The sequence below is a fragment of the Arhodomonas sp. AD133 genome, assembly GCF_051195215.1.
Taxonomy (GTDB): domain Bacteria; phylum Pseudomonadota; class Gammaproteobacteria; order Nitrococcales; family Nitrococcaceae; genus Arhodomonas.
On the sequence record NZ_JBNAZM010000008.1, the window covers coordinates 103,391 to 118,566 of the forward strand.

Below are 15,176 nucleotides of genomic sequence, written 5' to 3' on the forward strand. Positions count from 1 at the left end.
TCAGGGGCCTTTTTGGCCCCGGCCGGTTACCCATGCGCAACCCGCTGATTCAGGGCGCAGCCCTGATCATTCTCTCGGAGGCACTTCTCGCAACCATGAGTGCCGCCATCAAGGTGGTCTCCGCGGATCTGCCCAACGAAATGCTGGTCTTCTTCCGCAACCTGTTCGGATTGCTGATCGTCCTCCCCGTGGCCCTGCGGCACGGGCCGTCGGCGCTGCGCACGAGCTGCCCCCACATCCATCTTCTGCGGGCCGCCGCGGGCGTGGGCGCCATGTACTGCTTTTTCTACACTATCGAGCATATCCCCCTCGCCGAGGCAATTCTGTTCAAGCTCACCGCACCGTTTTTCATCCCTCTCATCGCCCTGACCTGGCTCGGCGAGCGCATCCCCGTGAGCGCGCGACTCGCCATCGCGCTGGGGTTCGGCGGTTGCGCCCTGGTACTCGGCCCGGGCAGTGAGGGCTGGGCGCTCGCCGGCATCACCGGACTTGCCGGCGCATTCCTCGCAGGCCTGGCCAAGGTCGCGATCCGCCGGATGGGCCGTAGCGAGCCGGCTCCTCGCGTGGTGTTCTACTTCGGCGTATTCGCCACCACCATCACGGCGATTCCGCTCACCTGGTCATGGCAGACACCGGGGCTCGTACCTCTCGGGTGGCTGCTGCTCATGGGGGGATGCGCCACCGCGGCACAGCTCTGCCTCACACGTGCCTACAGCCTGGCACCCGCCGGCCAGATCGGCCCGTTCACCTATGTATCGGTGGTATTCGGCTCGCTGCTAGGGTGGCTGTTCTGGGGGGAGATACCAGGCCTCGCGACCGTGGCCGGGAGCCTGTTCATCATCGGCGCCGGCCTGCTCACGCTGCACGGCCGCCACGAAGCCGCGCGAGCGGCCCGCGCCACTCGACCCGTGGGTGCAAGACCATGAACGACCCGAGCCGATTCACGGCCACCTACGAAATACGCCCCTGCGCAGACGAGAGTGCCGAAGCACGGGCGCGCGACATCACACTGGAGCAGACGGTGGAGCTGCCCGCGGCGGTCGTACCCGAGGCAATCGCCGCGACCATGGTCGGGCGCGTCGAGGCCCTGGAACCCATCGAAGCCGGCGTATGGCAGGCGCGCATCAGCTACCCGCTGGCCGCGGTGGGCGAAGAGCTCCCCCAACTGCTCAACGTGCTTTTCGGCAATATTTCGCTCAAGCACGGCATCCGCCTGGTGGACGTGGAGTGGCCCGAAGTGCTGCTCGCCACATTCGGTGGTCCCGGCACCGGCATTGCCGGTATCCGGGCGCTCACCGGCGTGCACGACCGCACCCTGGTGGCCACGGCCCTGAAGCCCATGGGCCTATCGGCACGGGAGCTCGCGGAGTACTGCCGGGCGTTCGCCGTCGGCGGCGTGGACATCGTGAAAGACGATCACGGTCTGGCGAACCAGGCATCCGCGCCCTTCGACGAGCGCCTTCTGCGATGCCAGGCGGCAGTGACCGACGTCAACGCCGCCGAAGGCACCAGCGCCCAGTACTTTCCCAACGTTACCGCGCCCTGGCCGACCATGATGGCGCGCGCCGAAGCCGCACGTGCCGCAGGCTGCCGCGGTGTTCTCGTCAATGCCTGGGTGACCGGTCTGGACGCGCTCGCTGCACTGCGCGAGGAATTCGGACTGGCACTCATGGCACACCCGGCACTCACCGGCACGTACTTCCGACCGGATCACGGGATCGCTGCCGAGCTGCTGCTGGGCGACATCTTCCGCATCGCCGGCGCGGATGCCGTGATCTACCCGAACCACGGCGGCCGATTCGGCTTTTCCGGGGCACTGTGCGAACGGATCAACGACCACTTGCGCCGGCCGCTCGCGGGCCTGCGCACCGCCCTGCCGGTCCCGGGCGGGGGCATTTCGGTGGACAGCGCAGGCGACTGGGCACGGCGCTACGGACACGATACGGTATTGCTGATAGGCGGCAGCCTGTACGCACAGCAGGATCTCGCCGCCGGCGCACGCATGCTCAACGACGCCATAAGGCAGGCTGTATGAGCCACGAAGACCGCTGCAAGGTGGTACACGCCGACGATTTCCGCTGGGACGTACCACTGCGCGAGTACAAGACCGAAGGCACCCATTTTCGCGACATCACTCGGCAGACACTGCTCGGTGAAGGCGCCGACGAGCAGGCGCTCAACTTCATCACGCGGTACTTCGAGATCCAGCCGGGCGGTTATTCCACGCTGGAGCACCACGAGCATCCGCATTCCGTGGTGGTCATTCGTGGTGGCGGCGAGGTGATCCTCCACGACCGTGTCGAACCGATCGCCCTGCACGACGTGGTCTACATCGCCCCGGGCAGCTATCACCAGTTCCACGCCACCACGCAGGAGCCCTTGGGCTTTCTGTGCATTGTCGACCGCGAGCGCGACCGCCCGAAACTGCCGGACGCTGACGACATGGAAACGCTGGCAAGCGTCGACACCGTACGTAGACGCATGCGTACATAACGCCCCCTCCCCCACAACGACGCCCGTTCCGACGCCGCGCCCCACAACGAATCACTGCCCGTCACACCGCCGTCCAAGGGCGGCGATGCGCCTTCGTTGACCGCATCGCTGCGGTGCGTCGGTTGATCGTCTCTATCGGCTGTGTATTATATAGACCGATCAGTCTAGTTATCGGCTCGACCATGCCCCGCTCGAAACGCGACAACCTGCTCAACACGGCCGAAATGCTCTTCTACCGCGAGGGCTTTCATGCCACCGGTATCGACCGCGTGATCCGGGAGGCGGGCGTGGCGCGGATGACGCTGTACCACCATTTCCCGTCCAAGGAGGCGCTGGTGATGGCCGTACTCCGACGCCGCCACCGCCGTTATTTCGAGAGACTCGATCGAGCCATCACCGACGCTGTCCGGGCCGGCCAGGATCCGTTGCGTGCCGTCACCGACGCGCATTTCGAGTGGCTCGAGGGGCCCGGGCCGCAGGGCTGCATGCTCATCAAGGCGATCGCGGAATATGCCGCGCACGAACCGCAGATCGACCAGCTTGCGGCGGAATACAAGCAGAACCTGCTCGCCCTGTTGCGCGAGCTCTGGGCCGTGTCCGGGAGAGTTGGCGACGATGACATCCCCGGCGAGCTGTTCGTCGTCCTGGAAGGCGCCACCTCGCTAATACCGGTTATCGGCGGCGAAGCCGTCACGCACGGCCGACACATGGCCGGGCGGGTTCTGGGCCACACCCCCTTAGTGCGTGAGTAACGCTCACACCGGGTTCCGGCAGAAGAGGAGGCAGCGCGACGCACCACCGTCCCCGATACCGATGATTCAGGTTGCGATCACGACTTCGCCCGCTTTGGTATCGCGCACACCACACAGGGAATCGTGGAGGATCCCAAATGGATGCAGCGCTTAATGAACAGTCGGTCACGACCGAGCAAGAGGATTTTCTGGATTACCTGCACGCTTCGATCGCGGAAACGCTCCGCGTGCCCGAAAGCGAAATCCTCATCAAGCTCAACAAACACAAATATCACGATGCCGGTGCCCCCGACGTCACTAATGGCGATCTCACCGAAGTCTTCAATATCATGCGCGAGCTGAATCTGGCCGGCGTTTCGAACCCGTCGCTCGGGCGTGGTCACAACGGCGGTCTGTCCCTGAGGGAAGCACTGCAGCAGACCGTCCGGGAGCTCGCCACACGCTGCGATCCCGGCGCGTACCACTACGTCGAGCTGGGACCGGAACCCATTAAAACCGCCCTGATCCTGGAGGGGCTCGCGGACCTTGCCGCCCCACCCGCCTCCTACCTCGGCATTGACATCAACCCGGCATCTCGCCCGGTAATGCGGGAGGCCGTGGCGCGATACGTGCCGGCAGGCTCACTACGACAAGTCGTGGACGACTACGAGCGCCTGGAAAGGCTGCCTCTGCCGTGGGATCGCAAGCCCGCGCTCGTCACGATGCTGGGGTTTCAGGAAGGCAACGAGCCCCCGAGCGACATGACTGACTGGTATCGCCGTTTGCTCAGGCCCGGCGATATGTTGCTCTGCGAGATGCAGCTCGTCCCGCAATCCGATTGGTCGCCCATTTATTGCTTCTACAACGACGACCTGATGCGCCGTTTCTCCCGGAAAACGCTTACGGCCAAATTCGGTGACGTGAAATCGGAATATGGCGTCACCGTCGTCGCCATGCCCCCTGGCTACCCGGCGAAAGGCATCGTCGTCATGACGACTGAGCGTATCGTCGACGGCGGCCCCTTCAACGGCAAGATCGTCGTCACGAACTATTGCACCAAATACCCTGCCGACGAGTTTCGCACGCTCCGGGAAGCGAACGGCGCGTTCGAAGTGCTCTGTCAGACCGTGACCGGCGACGGCTCGATTGCCTTTCAGCTCGCCCGACGCCGTTGAATCCCCGAACGTTTCGGAGAAGTCCGCAATGCGCGCACCCGTTGATCTTACCAGCGCGGCCGCACTCAGGGTCATTGGTCCGGGCATCACCATCGTTGCCGCCACTTACGGCCTGTCACGTTACACGTACGGTTTGTTCATTCCCGACTTTCGGGCCGCATTCGGCCTTTCGACGGATTGGCTCGGCCTGATCGCGAGCAGCTCGTATGCGAGCTATCTCGCCGCCACGCTTCTCGGGTCGTGGCTATCGAGCCACACGGGGCCGCGTCTTCCAATCGTCCTGGGTGGCGGCTGCGCCGCCCTGGGCATGTTCCTGATCGCGCTGGCCTCGTCACCGGCCTGGCTCGCCCTGGGCGTGATAGTGGCCGGTGCCAGTCCGGGTCTGTCCTATCCACCGCTGCCGGATGCCGTGATTCAACTCGTCAGCCAGCGTCAGCAAAGCCGCACATACACCATCATCAACTCAGGCACGAGTCTGGGCGTCGTTCTCGCCGGACCGCTCGCGTTGTGGGCGGGGCAACAGTGGCGCCTGGCATGGGCGGGATTCGCCGTGTTCGCGACCGCGACCACCATCTGGAACATCTACGTCATGCCGTCAGGCGGCGTTCGCCACGCCAGCTCGGGTCTGCCGAGGCTTCGCTGGCGGTGGCTGATCAAACCCCAATCTCACCGTCTGTTCCTCGCTGCCCTGGCGCTCGGCCTGGTCACCTCGGTCTACTGGACATTCGCCGTCGAATATCTCGTCTCCGCGGGCACCACGGACAACAGCGCCCGGATCCTGGCATCCGTGGGTCTGCCCGCCAATGCCCTGCCACAGGCATTCTGGATACTCATCGGCGTCGCTGGCTTCGCCGGTGCCTTTGCCGGCGATCTGGTCACGCAACTGGGCTTGCGCTGGAGCTACCGCGCCACCGTTTCGCTGATCGCGCTGGCGATCGCGGTGCTCGCCGCGACTCCGACGTATCCACCGGGTGTCCTGATCTCGGCGCTTGTGTTCGGTGGAACGTTCATCGTCGCCACGGCACTGCTCGGCGTCTGGAGCGTCAACGTTTTCTACGACCGCCCCTCGATCGGGTTCGGCACGACGTTCTTCCTGCTGTCATTGGGCCAGCTCATCAGCCCGGCAATCGCAGGGGTCGCCGCAGAACGGGTAGGTCTCGCGCCCACGTTCTGGGTGGCAGCGGGATGTGGTCTGGCGATGCTCGCCCTGCAGCCCCGGGAAGACATTCGCGGAATGACGCCCGAAGCGGAGGACGCCGCCGTCCAGGTGGAAACGCAGTACTGACCTTTCGACGAGTATTGCCATGTCTCAGCGTTCGTCAGCGCGTCCGCTCGCTTCGATATGCCTCGACGGTATGCCGCCACAATGGGCTTGCGACATCCCAAGGCAGTGGCTTCGGCGGCCAGGGGCGCGAGGAGCGCCGTGTAGCGAGGTCTACACGAGCAACGAGCAACGCTGCCCACAGGCGCGCTGACGAGCGCCCAAGCGGAGCGGTTGTGCGGCTCCGAGACATGGCAATACTCGTCGAAAGGCTGGCAAGCACGCGGTCGGCCGTGCTGCCACCTGCATCATGCACACACCACGCCGCGAAACGAGGGATCGGGCAAACCGGGCACCGCCGTACACTACCCGGTTCGCGAGCAGAAACAACCGCACTACGCCCCACCTGACCGAAACATCACAGATGGGAACATGGCGGTGTTTATCAGGTCAGGAAGGCTCGTTACCGGGCTTCCACTTGATGTTGCAGCCAAGGCTGGGGTACTGCTCGGCGCTGATCTCGTCGCCCGCGAGCATCGCCTTTGCGGCGGCGCGCAGGTCGGCCCCGGTCACCGGCTCCGCGCGCCCCGGGGAACTGCCGTCGAAACGGCCTCGGTAGACGAGACGCCGGTCACGGTCGAAGAGGAAGAAATCGGGCGTGCATGCGGCGCCGTAGGCCTTGGCCACCGCCTGGGTCTCATCGAAAAGGTAGGGAAAATTGTAGCCGACGCGGCGGCGTTCCTCGGCCATCGCCTCCGGGCTGTCATCCGGATGGGCGACAGCGTCGTTGCTATTGATGGCGACGACGGCAAGCCCCTTGGGCTGGAACTCGTCGGCAAAGCGCGCCAACTCGTGCTGAATATGGCGAACGAAGGGGCAGTGGTTGCAGATGAATGCAACCAGCAGCCCCTTCGCCTCGTCGAAGTCATGCAGTGAGACCGATCGGCCCTCGGTATCCTGGAGCTGGAAATCCGGCGCCGGGGTATCCAGGGGCATCATCGTGGATCGCGTCTCTGCCATTACCTTATCTCACTGCACACTTCGATCTCTGGTGTGAAATCCGGAAGGCCTCAGCCCTCCATCTCACTCTCGGCGTTCTTCACGTCTTCGAGGATCGTGTTGAGGATCTTCTCACCACGCTCGCCCGCCTGCTCGATGTAGACATCGCGCACCGGCATACTCGCCTCGCGGAACGCCTCACGCGCCTCGTCCGTGATCTCGAGGATCTCGATATCGCTGTTGCTGCGGATATCCTCCAGACGCTCAGCATTGTACTCGGCCTGCTTGGTGAAGATGTAGTCGTGGAGTTCCGCGGTCGCCTCGTCAACAGCGGCGCGGATATCCTCCGGCAGGTCCTCGTAGAAGCCTGGATTGGTGACCACGGTGGAGATGAACTGGGCGTGCTTGGCCTGGGTCATCGCCTCCTGAACCTCGTAGAAGCTCATCTCCTCGATCGCGAAGATGGGGTTCACCTGCGCATCGATGATACCGAGCTGCAAGCCGCTGTACACCTCGGAATACGGCATCGGCGTGGGGTTCGCCCCATAAGCCTCGTACGACTTCACCAGCAGCGGCGAGGTCATCGTGCGGATCTTGAGACCGTCGAAGTCGTCCACGGTCTTCAGCGGCTTGTTCGCCGTCCAGGTCATCCAGCCTTCCGGAATGATCCCCAGCAACGCCAGGTCCTTCTCGCGATAGGCCTCCTCCAGCATCGGCATGGCCTCGGTATCGCGCAGGACCTCGCGGTTGACCTCGTTGTTGTCGGAGAACACGAAGTGCAGCGTGAACACGCCCACCTCGGGAACCAACGTGGCGAGATGCCCCGGTGAAGCGAACGAGAATTGAATGGAGCCGTTCTGCACGAGCTCGGTGAGCTGGTCGGAAGTGCCGAGTGAGCCGTAGGGATAGATCTCCACGGACACTGCACCGTCGGTCTTCTCCTCCATGAGCTTCTTGAACTGCTCGGCATAGGCGTCCTGTACCGAGCCATCCACCTCTTCTAGCGCGAACCGCCAGGTGTACTCCTGAGCGCCGGCAGTGAACGCCAGTAGTGCGGTACCCGCACAGAGAATCCGAAGCAGTCGTTTCATCGTACAGCCTCCGTTCTTTCTTTGGCCTTGTGGTTGTTCGTCGTGCTGCACATTCACCGTAGCACAGCCTCGACCGGTCTGCCGCCCCGCGGCACATGGCGTTTCCAAAGACCTTGCAACCGGCTATGGTGAGATTACGCTCACGTGAGATCCGACAACGCTAGAGGGGAGCCCCGTATGCCCGAAAACAAGTCTAAGGGCGGGCTGGGCAAGGTCTTCCACTGGATAGACCGGGGCACGGAGATGGTCGAGTCGTTCATCCTCGCCACCGGCGTGCTCGCCATGGCCGTGCTGAGCATTACCAACGTCATTGCCCGCAACGTATTCAACAACAGCCTCGCCTTTACCGAAGAGTCCAACCAGCTGCTCCTGGTCATGGTGACCTTCATGGGGATCGGCTACGGCGTACGCCACGGCCGCCACATCCGCATGTCGGCCTTCCATGACATGTTTGGCCCCACCGGACGCAAGGTGCTGATGATCATCACGAGCCTGTGCACCGGCGCACTCATGTTCTACCTCGCCTGGCACGCGTTCGACTACGCCTACTCCGTGATGCAACGCGGCCGCGTCACCCCGGCCATGCGCATGCCGCTGTGGTTGGTGTACATGTGGGTGCCGCTCGGGCTGTTCATCGGCGGGGTGCAGTATGCGCTCGCGTGCCTGCGCAATCTGATCAGCGCCGGACCCTGGCTGGCATACAACAAACGCGACGAAATGGAAGAGGCCCCCGGGGTCGACAACGTGAGCCTATAGGGGAAGGAACGCGGCAATGGAAGTTACAGCCACCGTAGTCACGATGATCGTGCTGCTGCTCATCGGCTTCCCCATGATGGTGCCGTTGATCACCGCAGCGCTGGTGCTGATGACGTTTTTCTACTCGTTCCTTCAGCCCGCGACGCTGATGCAGCAGATGATCGGCGGCGTGCAGCCCTCAGTGCTCACCGCAGTCCCGATGTTCATTCTCGCCGCCGACCTGATGACCAAGGGGCATACGGCGAACCGACTGCTGGACCTGGTGAGCACCTTCGTCGGTCACCTCCGCGGCGGCCTGCCCATCACCACCGCCGCGAGCTGCACGCTCTTCGGTGCGGTCTCCGGCTCCACCCAGGCGACGGTCGTGGCAATGGGGGGGCCTTTGCGCCCCAAGCTCCTGGAGGCGGGCTACAAGGACAGCTTCGCACTCGCTCTGATCATCAACGCGAGTGACATCGCACTGCTGATTCCGCCCTCCATCGGCATGATCATCTACGGCGTGGTATCCGGCACCTCTGTGGGCGAGCTGTTCATTGCCGGCATCGGTCCGGGCCTGCTGCTCCTGGTGATGTTTTCCATCTATTGCTATATCTACTCGCGCATCAAGGGCATTCCCACGCGCGAGCGGGCGAGCTGGCGCGAACGCGGCCTCGCTATACGCTCGGCGATACTGCCGCTGGGCTTTCCGGTGATCGTCATCGGCGGCATCTACAGCGGCATGTTCAGCCCCACCGAGGCGGCGGCCATGTCGGTCGCCTATGCGTTCATCCTCGAAGTGATCATCTTCCGTGTGATCAGTTTGCGGGAGCTGCCGGCGATCGCCCTGTCAACCGGGCTGATCACCTCCGTGGTCTTCCTGCTCGTCGGCGCAGGCACGGCCTTTTCCTGGATGATCTCCTTCGCCCAGATTCCGTCGAAAGTGCTCGGCGACGTGCTCGCCATGGCATCGGAGAATCCGGAGCTGCTGCTCGGACTGATCTGCGTGGCCTATTTCATCGGCTGCATGTTCGTGGACCCCATCGTGGTCATTCTCATCCTCACACCGATCTTCGCCCCAGCGGTGGAAGCCTCGGGCGTGGACCCGGTGCTGGTGGGCACGCTGGTGACCCTGCAGGTAGCCATGGGATCGGCGACACCGCCATTCGGCTGCGATATCTTCACGGCCATCGCCGTGTTCCGAAGGCCGTACACGGAGGTCGTCCGCGGCACACCACCGTTCATACTGTTGCTGATCCTGGCCACGGTGCTGCTGATCTTCTTCCCGCCCATCGCGCTGTTCCTGCGCGACCTGGCCTACGGGTACTAGCGTCCTGGCAGGGGAAGCGCCCCCCGTGCGGCCGTGGCACCACCAGTGCCACGGCCGCCTCGTACCATCATCGGCCCGGCGATTGCATGCATCCGGCAGGGCGTGTATATACCGGGCCGTCCTCCGGACGACCGAGAATGAACCACCCTGTTTGAGGAGAGGGGTATGCAAACCAGGCACCTGCTTCGCGGCATCGTCAGCGCAACCGCGCTGTCACTGACGCTCGGCGCCACAAGCGCCCTGGCCGCCACCGTCAAAGTCACCTCCATCGTCGAGCACCCGGCGCTCGACGCCGTGCGCCAGGGCACCCTCGACGAGCTCGAGGAGCGTGGCTACACCCAGGGAGATAACCTCGACTGGGAGTTCCAGACGGCTCAGGGTGATGTCGGCATCGCCGGGCAGATCGCGCGCAAATACGTGGGCGACGCGCCGGACGTGATCGTGGCCATCGCCACGCCCTCGGCCCAGGCGGCGGTGTCCGCCGCGCGCGGCAGGATCCCCGTGGTGTTCTCCGCGGTAACCGATCCCGTGGACGCCAAGCTCGTCGACAGCCTGGAGAAGCCCGGCGGTAACGTCACCGGCGTCTCGGACATGACACCACTCGACAAGCATCTCGCCTTCATCAAGGAGCTTCTCCCGGAGCTGGAAACGCTGGGCGTGCCCTACAACCCGGGCGAAGCCAACGCCGCCGTGCTCGTCGACCGGCTCAAGGAGCTGGCGCCGGAACAGGGCGTCAAGATCGAAACGGCTTCGGCGCCGTCAACCGCGGATGTGCTCGCCGCCGCGCGCTCGTTGGTGGGTAAGGTGGACGCCATGTACGTCACCACCGACAACACCCTCATGAGCGCGTTCGAGTCGGTGGCCAAGGTGGGCATGGAGGCGGACATCCCCGTGTTTTCCGGGGACACCAGCATCGTCGACCGAGGCGCCGCTGCCGGGCTCGGCTTCGACTACTATGACATCGGCCGGCAGACCGGCGCCCTGGTCGCACGCGTACTCGACGGCGAATCCGCCGGCGAGATCCCCGTGCAGTTCATCGACAAGACACTGGTGCACGTCAATCCGGAGGCGGCGAGCGAGATGGGCCTCGAGCTGCCCCAGCAAGTGATCGACAATGCCGACGAGGTCGTCGAATAACCGGCACGGTATTCCTGGCGCAGCGGGGGAATTCCCGCGCCGGTCGGGGCCGCAACCGCCGCCGGCCCCGACCGTCCCACCCGCGTCCTCCACCCACAAGGTGACACTGAAGGTCCGCCCACGTGAGTCTTATCGCCATTCTCGGCGCCGTCGAGACCGGGCTGTTGTTCGGCCTGGTCGCAATCGGTGTATTCCTGAGCTTCCGCATTCTCAATTTTCCCGACCTGACGGTGGACGGCAGCCTGCCGCTCGGCGCGGCGGTAGCCGCAACCCTGATCCTGGCCGACATCAGCCCCTTTATCGCGACTGTCGCCGCCTTCTTCGCCGGTTGCCTGGCCGGTCTGGTCACCGCCTGGCTGAATGTGCGCCTGAAAATCCTTCATCTTCTGGCCAGCATCCTGGTGATGATCTCACTGCACACGGTGAACCTGCGGGTCATGGGCAAACCGAACACGGCACTGCTCGGTGAAAGCACGGTCTTTACACCGTTCGAAGGCTTGGGCGTGCCCTTTTACTGGATCAACCCCACGGTCCTGCTCGTGGTCCTGTTGGCAGCCGTATTCCTGGTAAACCGGTTTCTCGGCTCGGAGATGGGGCTAGGCATGCGCGCCACCGGCGCCAACCCGCGGATGGCCGCAGCCCAGGGCATTCACACCGGGCGCATGACATTGCTCGGCATTGCGCTGTCCAATGGCCTGGTGGCGCTCGCGGGCGCACTCTTCGCGCAGATTCAGGGCGCCGCCGATATCACCATGGGCATCGGCACCATCGTCATCGGCCTGGCAGCGGTCATCCTCGGCGAGGCATTGCTGCCGCCGAAGACGGTGCTTCGTGCGATTATCGGCGCGGTCATCGGCTCCATCATCTACCGATTCGCAGTCGCGTTCGCGCTCAACGCCGACTTTATCGGTCTGCAGGCCCAGGATCTCAAGCTGATCACTGCCGTGCTCGTGGTTGTCGCAATGACTGTGCCGGGGCTGCGCACCAAACGCGCCATGCAACGCCGTGCGCGTGCCGCGGCGGCCAACAAGGGAGGCGATGCGGCGCCATGATCCGGCTAGAGAACATCCACGTCACATTCAATCCAGGCACCGCGATCGAAACCCATGCACTGCGCGGTCTGAATCTGGAGATCCCGCGCGGAGAGTTCGTCACGGTGATCGGCTCCAACGGTGCCGGCAAGTCCACCATGCTCAACGTCCTCGCCGGTGAGATCGGTTGCGATGCGGGCAAGGTAGTGATCGGCGACGAGGACGTCACACGACTGTCCACCGCCCAGCGTGCGGGCCTGGTCGCGAGAGTCTTTCAGGATCCGATGGCAGGCACCTGCGAGAACCTCTCCATCGAGGAAAACCTGGCACTGGCCCGGGCACGCGGTCACCGCCGCGGCCTCAGGCAGGCCGTCGCAGGCGATCGCCGGGAGACGTTCAAGGAGCGGATCGCGGAGCTCAACCTGGGACTGGAACGCCGGTTGTCCGATCGCATGGGCCTGCTGTCCGGGGGCCAGCGCCAGGCGGTGAGCCTGCTGATGGCGACCATGAACCCCATGCGCATTCTGCTGCTCGACGAGCACACCGCTGCCCTGGACCCACGAACGGCAAACTTCGTCATGGAGCTCACCGACCGATTCGTGCGCGAGTCGTCACTGACGACGATGATGGTCACGCACTCCATGCGCCAGGCACTGGACCACGGCGACCGCACAGTCATGCTCCACGAGGGCCGCGTGGTACTCGACGTCGCCGGCGAGGAGCGGCGGGGCATGAAGGTGGAGAATCTGCTGCACATGTTCGAGAAGGTGCGCGGCGAGGAAGTCGCCGACGATGCGCTGATCCTCGGCTGAGCCACGACCGCACGCCGGGGCCGCCCACGCGGCGGCCCCGGCGACATCAGGCTTTCATGCGCTCACGCAGACGCCGCTCCAGCAGCGCCAGATTGCGGCGGTTGGCCTTGAACCCCACATCGAACACGTCCCCGAGCACCGGCACCGTTCCCACCGCGGCATCCACGGCGAGATTGGCGAGCATTCGTGCCAAAGTCGTTTTGCCGACGCCCAGCCGCGCCGCCTCGGCCACCAGATAGAGCGACATCAACCCCGTGATACCGTCGCCCACGCCCGGCACGAGACCAATGAGCGCGTCGGCGCCAATGCGCCACTGCGTCCCCGGAATCGGTACCGCCGAGTCCATGAGCACGGCGAACCGGCGCAGGCGACGCAGGGCCGCCTCGTTTGCGGCTCGCGATGCCGATCCACTGTCGTCTACCGCCTCGCGATAATCCATACGGCATGCACGATGCCCGGAATGTAGCCGAGCAAGGTCAACAGGATGTTGATCCAGAAGTGAAGGCCCAGGCCGACCTGCAACAGAACGCCCAGTGGCGGCAGCAGAATCGCGAGAAGAATCCGGATGAGGTCCACGGTGCACCCTCCTTGGGTGAATGCATACTCATCCGTCGACGTGGTACCGGCCTGAACCGAATCCAAGTGTCGTTTCAGTGTCCTGTCACCAGCAGCCGCCGCACGGTTTCACGGGGTGCCGCAAGCACACCCACGAGACCGCTGTCGAGCGCGGCACGCACCTGCCCAGCGTCGGCGTCGTCATCGGCGATGACAATGGCAGCACCCTGCGCGTGTACGGCCCGAAGCTGCGGGTACAACACTGCCGGTTCCGGCCAGGATTCGCCGCCGTCGAGCACGGCCGCCACGTAGGACACTGCCCCGCAAGGCCGAGGCCACAGCCGCCCCGAGAAGTGGCGCGCGAGTTCCGCCGCAGCGGCGAGTGCCCGGTCCGCGTCGGCACCGTCGTCAACGGGCGTCACGTCCACCGCCATAGCGTTCGCGTCGGCGCCGCCGAGTGAGGCACGCACGGCCCGGCTGATCCGGGTGCACCACTGGCCGCCGCCGATCAGGATACGCTGCGTCGCACCGGGACACTCCGCCGCGCCGTGCATTACCAGCGCGGTGAGGTAATCGGCGACCGCTTTCGGCAACGCCTCCGCCTCGTCGGTGGCAATGAGGTCCACCCCCCAACGCCGTGCACAGGCTTCGGCGAGCGTCATCGGTGCCGCGCCATCCTGCGGATCGGCGGTGCGCGCCCAACGCTGCGCCCACAGGTCCACCGTCTCGGGGTCGTGCAGGCAGACCGCCGCCCGCCCCGGGATTCGCGTAGCGCGCTCCAACAGCTGGATATCCGCCTCGTGCTCACGGGAGACGTGTGGATCCTCGAAGAACGCGACCAGGTGGCATTCATCGCGGCGAACGTGCTCGGCAACCTGGATATCACCGCCCTTGGGCCCGCTCTGTTCCCCGTGCACCCAGCTTTCACCGCTCAGCCGTTCAGCCATGCGCGCTGCGGCCTCCTCGAGCCGGGTACCGTCGTCGACACGGGCGCGCAGCCGAGGCGGCACCGCCCCCAGCCGCTCGAACGCCGCCAGCTCGTCGCGGTCCGCCTCCCACGCCTCGGCCAGGCGTGGCGCGACCTTGCCATTCAACAGGCCGCCGGTGGTGCCGGTGGCATAGCGCCGGCCGAACCGGCGCAGCCAGTCGAAATGGTCTTCGGCAAACGCGAGCATCCGCCCCTTGAGCGCATCATGGGCGATCAGGGCGATGCCGAGCTCGCCGGGCGCTCTGCCCGGCACCCCCGCACGCCGGCGCGTGTCGCCATCGACGAACCACTCGCCACCGCCAGTGCCTTCCCGAACAGCCTCCGCCCACTGCAGGGCGTACCATTGTGCCGCGGCCTCGTAAGTGGCGAGGAAAGGGGTGCCGGTCACGACACACTCGCGCTTCAACGCATGGCTGTCCGGGTACATGGAGGCCGCATCCGCAGGGTCCAGGAGATACACGACCCGGGTCGCCACACCGGGATCTTGCGCCCCTTCGACCAACAGATTGGCAAGAGCCACCAGACCGCCGTCACGCCCCGCCGGGGCCTCGTGGAGGTGAGGATAATCGCGCAACAGCCCGGCGCCGTGCAGGGCCCGGGCGCTGCCGCCGAGTACGTGCAACTCCGGCCGGAGAATCCCGGTGAAGTAAGGCTCGAAGTGGCGCACGAAGCGAAGCAGCGGTGCGGACGGGCCGCGGCGAAGCGACCGGCTCGCGAGCAACAGTATGCGCTCGCGCACGGTGGTTGATTGCTGGCCCATGCGGCTGTTCTCCCTATTCCTCGCCGTTGTGAACGACAGTGCCCCGCCCGACCGGGCAACGCAAATCGGCGACGAACCCGC

The 15,176-nt window shown here is 65.0% G+C and carries 16 protein-coding genes; 11 read left to right on the forward strand and 5 right to left on the reverse strand.

Annotation, left to right across the window (positions count from 1 at the left end):
- Positions 1 to 32 precede the first annotated feature (32 nt).
- From ACPEES_RS07255 to ACPEES_RS07280, 6 genes are all read left to right on the forward strand, one after another.
- Complete coding sequence (locus tag ACPEES_RS07255; RefSeq protein ID WP_435102559.1) at positions 33 to 926, forward strand: DMT family transporter; 894 nt, start codon at positions 33 to 35, stop codon at positions 924 to 926.
- On the forward strand, positions 923 to 2,035 hold the full coding sequence (locus ACPEES_RS07260) for a RuBisCO large subunit C-terminal-like domain-containing protein (protein ID WP_435102562.1): 1,113 nt from the start codon (positions 923 to 925) through the stop codon (positions 2,033 to 2,035). The genes ACPEES_RS07255 and ACPEES_RS07260 overlap by 4 nt, the downstream gene beginning before the upstream one ends.
- On the forward strand, positions 2,032 to 2,493 hold the full coding sequence (locus ACPEES_RS07265) for a cupin domain-containing protein (RefSeq protein ID WP_435102564.1): 462 nt from the start codon (positions 2,032 to 2,034) through the stop codon (positions 2,491 to 2,493). The genes ACPEES_RS07260 and ACPEES_RS07265 overlap by 4 nt, the downstream gene beginning before the upstream one ends.
- Before the next feature lie 182 nt (positions 2,494 to 2,675).
- Positions 2,676 to 3,245: a TetR/AcrR family transcriptional regulator gene (locus ACPEES_RS07270; RefSeq protein WP_435102566.1), complete on the forward strand. Its 570-nt coding sequence runs from the start codon at positions 2,676 to 2,678 to the stop codon at positions 3,243 to 3,245.
- A gap of 137 nt (positions 3,246 to 3,382) precedes the next feature.
- Entirely contained in the window at positions 3,383 to 4,399 is a 1,017-nt protein-coding gene (locus ACPEES_RS07275; protein WP_435102568.1) for an L-histidine N(alpha)-methyltransferase, read from the forward strand.
- A 28-nt stretch (positions 4,400 to 4,427) separates the two neighbouring features.
- The gene (locus ACPEES_RS07280; RefSeq protein WP_435102570.1) at positions 4,428 to 5,684 is read left to right on the forward strand and encodes an MFS transporter; all 1,257 of its coding nucleotides are present in this window, start codon (positions 4,428 to 4,430) and stop codon (positions 5,682 to 5,684) included.
- A gap of 426 nt (positions 5,685 to 6,110) precedes the next feature.
- On the opposite strand, the gene ACPEES_RS07285 is transcribed toward ACPEES_RS07280, so the two are convergent.
- Together ACPEES_RS07285 and ACPEES_RS07290 are read right to left on the reverse strand one after the other, a co-directional pair.
- Positions 6,111 to 6,680, reverse strand: a complete 570-nt coding sequence (locus tag ACPEES_RS07285; RefSeq protein WP_435102572.1) for a thioredoxin family protein — start codon at positions 6,678 to 6,680, stop codon at positions 6,111 to 6,113.
- Between the two features lie 50 nt (positions 6,681 to 6,730).
- On the reverse strand, positions 6,731 to 7,750 hold the full coding sequence (locus tag ACPEES_RS07290) for a TRAP transporter substrate-binding protein (protein WP_435102574.1): 1,020 nt from the start codon (positions 7,748 to 7,750) through the stop codon (positions 6,731 to 6,733).
- A gap of 177 nt (positions 7,751 to 7,927) precedes the next feature.
- On the opposite strand from ACPEES_RS07290, the gene ACPEES_RS07295 reads away from it, so the two are divergent.
- The 5 genes from ACPEES_RS07295 to ACPEES_RS07315 all read left to right on the forward strand — a co-directional run bounded on the left by ACPEES_RS07295 (position 7,928) and on the right by ACPEES_RS07315 (position 12,792).
- The gene (locus ACPEES_RS07295; protein WP_435102576.1) at positions 7,928 to 8,506 is read left to right on the forward strand and encodes a TRAP transporter small permease; all 579 of its coding nucleotides are present in this window, start codon (positions 7,928 to 7,930) and stop codon (positions 8,504 to 8,506) included.
- 16 nt (positions 8,507 to 8,522) lie between these two features.
- Positions 8,523 to 9,812 carry a TRAP transporter large permease gene (locus tag ACPEES_RS07300; protein WP_435102578.1) on the forward strand — a complete coding sequence of 430 codons (1,290 nt, stop codon included), beginning with the start codon at positions 8,523 to 8,525 and terminating at the stop codon, positions 9,810 to 9,812.
- A 165-nt stretch (positions 9,813 to 9,977) separates the two neighbouring features.
- Complete coding sequence (locus tag ACPEES_RS07305) at positions 9,978 to 10,949, forward strand: ABC transporter substrate-binding protein (protein ID WP_435102580.1); 972 nt, start codon at positions 9,978 to 9,980, stop codon at positions 10,947 to 10,949.
- Between the two features lie 122 nt (positions 10,950 to 11,071).
- Positions 11,072 to 12,001: an ABC transporter permease gene (locus ACPEES_RS07310; RefSeq protein ID WP_435102582.1), complete on the forward strand. Its 930-nt coding sequence runs from the start codon at positions 11,072 to 11,074 to the stop codon at positions 11,999 to 12,001.
- Positions 11,998 to 12,792 carry an ABC transporter ATP-binding protein gene (locus tag ACPEES_RS07315; protein ID WP_435102584.1) on the forward strand — a complete coding sequence of 265 codons (795 nt, stop codon included), beginning with the start codon at positions 11,998 to 12,000 and terminating at the stop codon, positions 12,790 to 12,792. The genes ACPEES_RS07310 and ACPEES_RS07315 overlap by 4 nt, the downstream gene beginning before the upstream one ends.
- Before the next feature lie 46 nt (positions 12,793 to 12,838).
- Here ACPEES_RS07315 and ACPEES_RS07320 read toward each other — a convergent pair whose 3' ends face one another.
- From ACPEES_RS07320 to ACPEES_RS07330, 3 genes are all read right to left on the reverse strand, one after another.
- Positions 12,839 to 13,231 (reverse strand): DUF4112 domain-containing protein, encoded by a 393-nt coding sequence (locus ACPEES_RS07320; RefSeq protein WP_435102586.1) that lies wholly within the window; start codon positions 13,229 to 13,231, stop codon positions 12,839 to 12,841.
- Positions 13,210 to 13,368, reverse strand: a complete 159-nt coding sequence (locus ACPEES_RS07325) for a YqaE/Pmp3 family membrane protein (RefSeq protein WP_435102588.1) — start codon at positions 13,366 to 13,368, stop codon at positions 13,210 to 13,212. Before ACPEES_RS07325 ends, ACPEES_RS07320 begins: the two co-directional genes overlap by 22 nt.
- Before the next feature lie 74 nt (positions 13,369 to 13,442).
- Entirely contained in the window at positions 13,443 to 15,095 is a 1,653-nt protein-coding gene (locus ACPEES_RS07330) for a methylglyoxal synthase (RefSeq protein WP_435102589.1), read from the reverse strand.
- Positions 15,096 to 15,176 lie beyond the last annotated feature (81 nt).

Coding starts and splice junctions, on each gene's coding strand:
- ACPEES_RS07290 (WP_435102574.1), bottom strand. CDS start 7,750: ATGAAACGACTGCTTCGGATTCTCTGTGCGGGTACCGCACTACTGGCG.
- ACPEES_RS07260 (WP_435102562.1), top strand. CDS start 923: ATGAACGACCCGAGCCGATTCACGGCCACCTACGAAATACGCCCCTGC.
- ACPEES_RS07300 (WP_435102578.1), top strand. CDS start 8,523: ATGGAAGTTACAGCCACCGTAGTCACGATGATCGTGCTGCTGCTCATC.
- ACPEES_RS07265 (WP_435102564.1), top strand. CDS start 2,032: ATGAGCCACGAAGACCGCTGCAAGGTGGTACACGCCGACGATTTCCGC.
- ACPEES_RS07320 (WP_435102586.1), bottom strand. CDS start 13,231: ATGGATTATCGCGAGGCGGTAGACGACAGTGGATCGGCATCGCGAGCC.
- ACPEES_RS07295 (WP_435102576.1), top strand. CDS start 7,928: ATGCCCGAAAACAAGTCTAAGGGCGGGCTGGGCAAGGTCTTCCACTGG.
- ACPEES_RS07280 (WP_435102570.1), top strand. CDS start 4,428: ATGCGCGCACCCGTTGATCTTACCAGCGCGGCCGCACTCAGGGTCATT.
- ACPEES_RS07315 (WP_435102584.1), top strand. CDS start 11,998: ATGATCCGGCTAGAGAACATCCACGTCACATTCAATCCAGGCACCGCG.
- ACPEES_RS07275 (WP_435102568.1), top strand. CDS start 3,383: ATGGATGCAGCGCTTAATGAACAGTCGGTCACGACCGAGCAAGAGGAT.
- ACPEES_RS07285 (WP_435102572.1), bottom strand. CDS start 6,680: ATGGCAGAGACGCGATCCACGATGATGCCCCTGGATACCCCGGCGCCG.
- ACPEES_RS07255 (WP_435102559.1), top strand. CDS start 33: ATGCGCAACCCGCTGATTCAGGGCGCAGCCCTGATCATTCTCTCGGAG.
- ACPEES_RS07270 (WP_435102566.1), top strand. CDS start 2,676: ATGCCCCGCTCGAAACGCGACAACCTGCTCAACACGGCCGAAATGCTC.
- ACPEES_RS07305 (WP_435102580.1), top strand. CDS start 9,978: ATGCAAACCAGGCACCTGCTTCGCGGCATCGTCAGCGCAACCGCGCTG.
- ACPEES_RS07330 (WP_435102589.1), bottom strand. CDS start 15,095: ATGGGCCAGCAATCAACCACCGTGCGCGAGCGCATACTGTTGCTCGCG.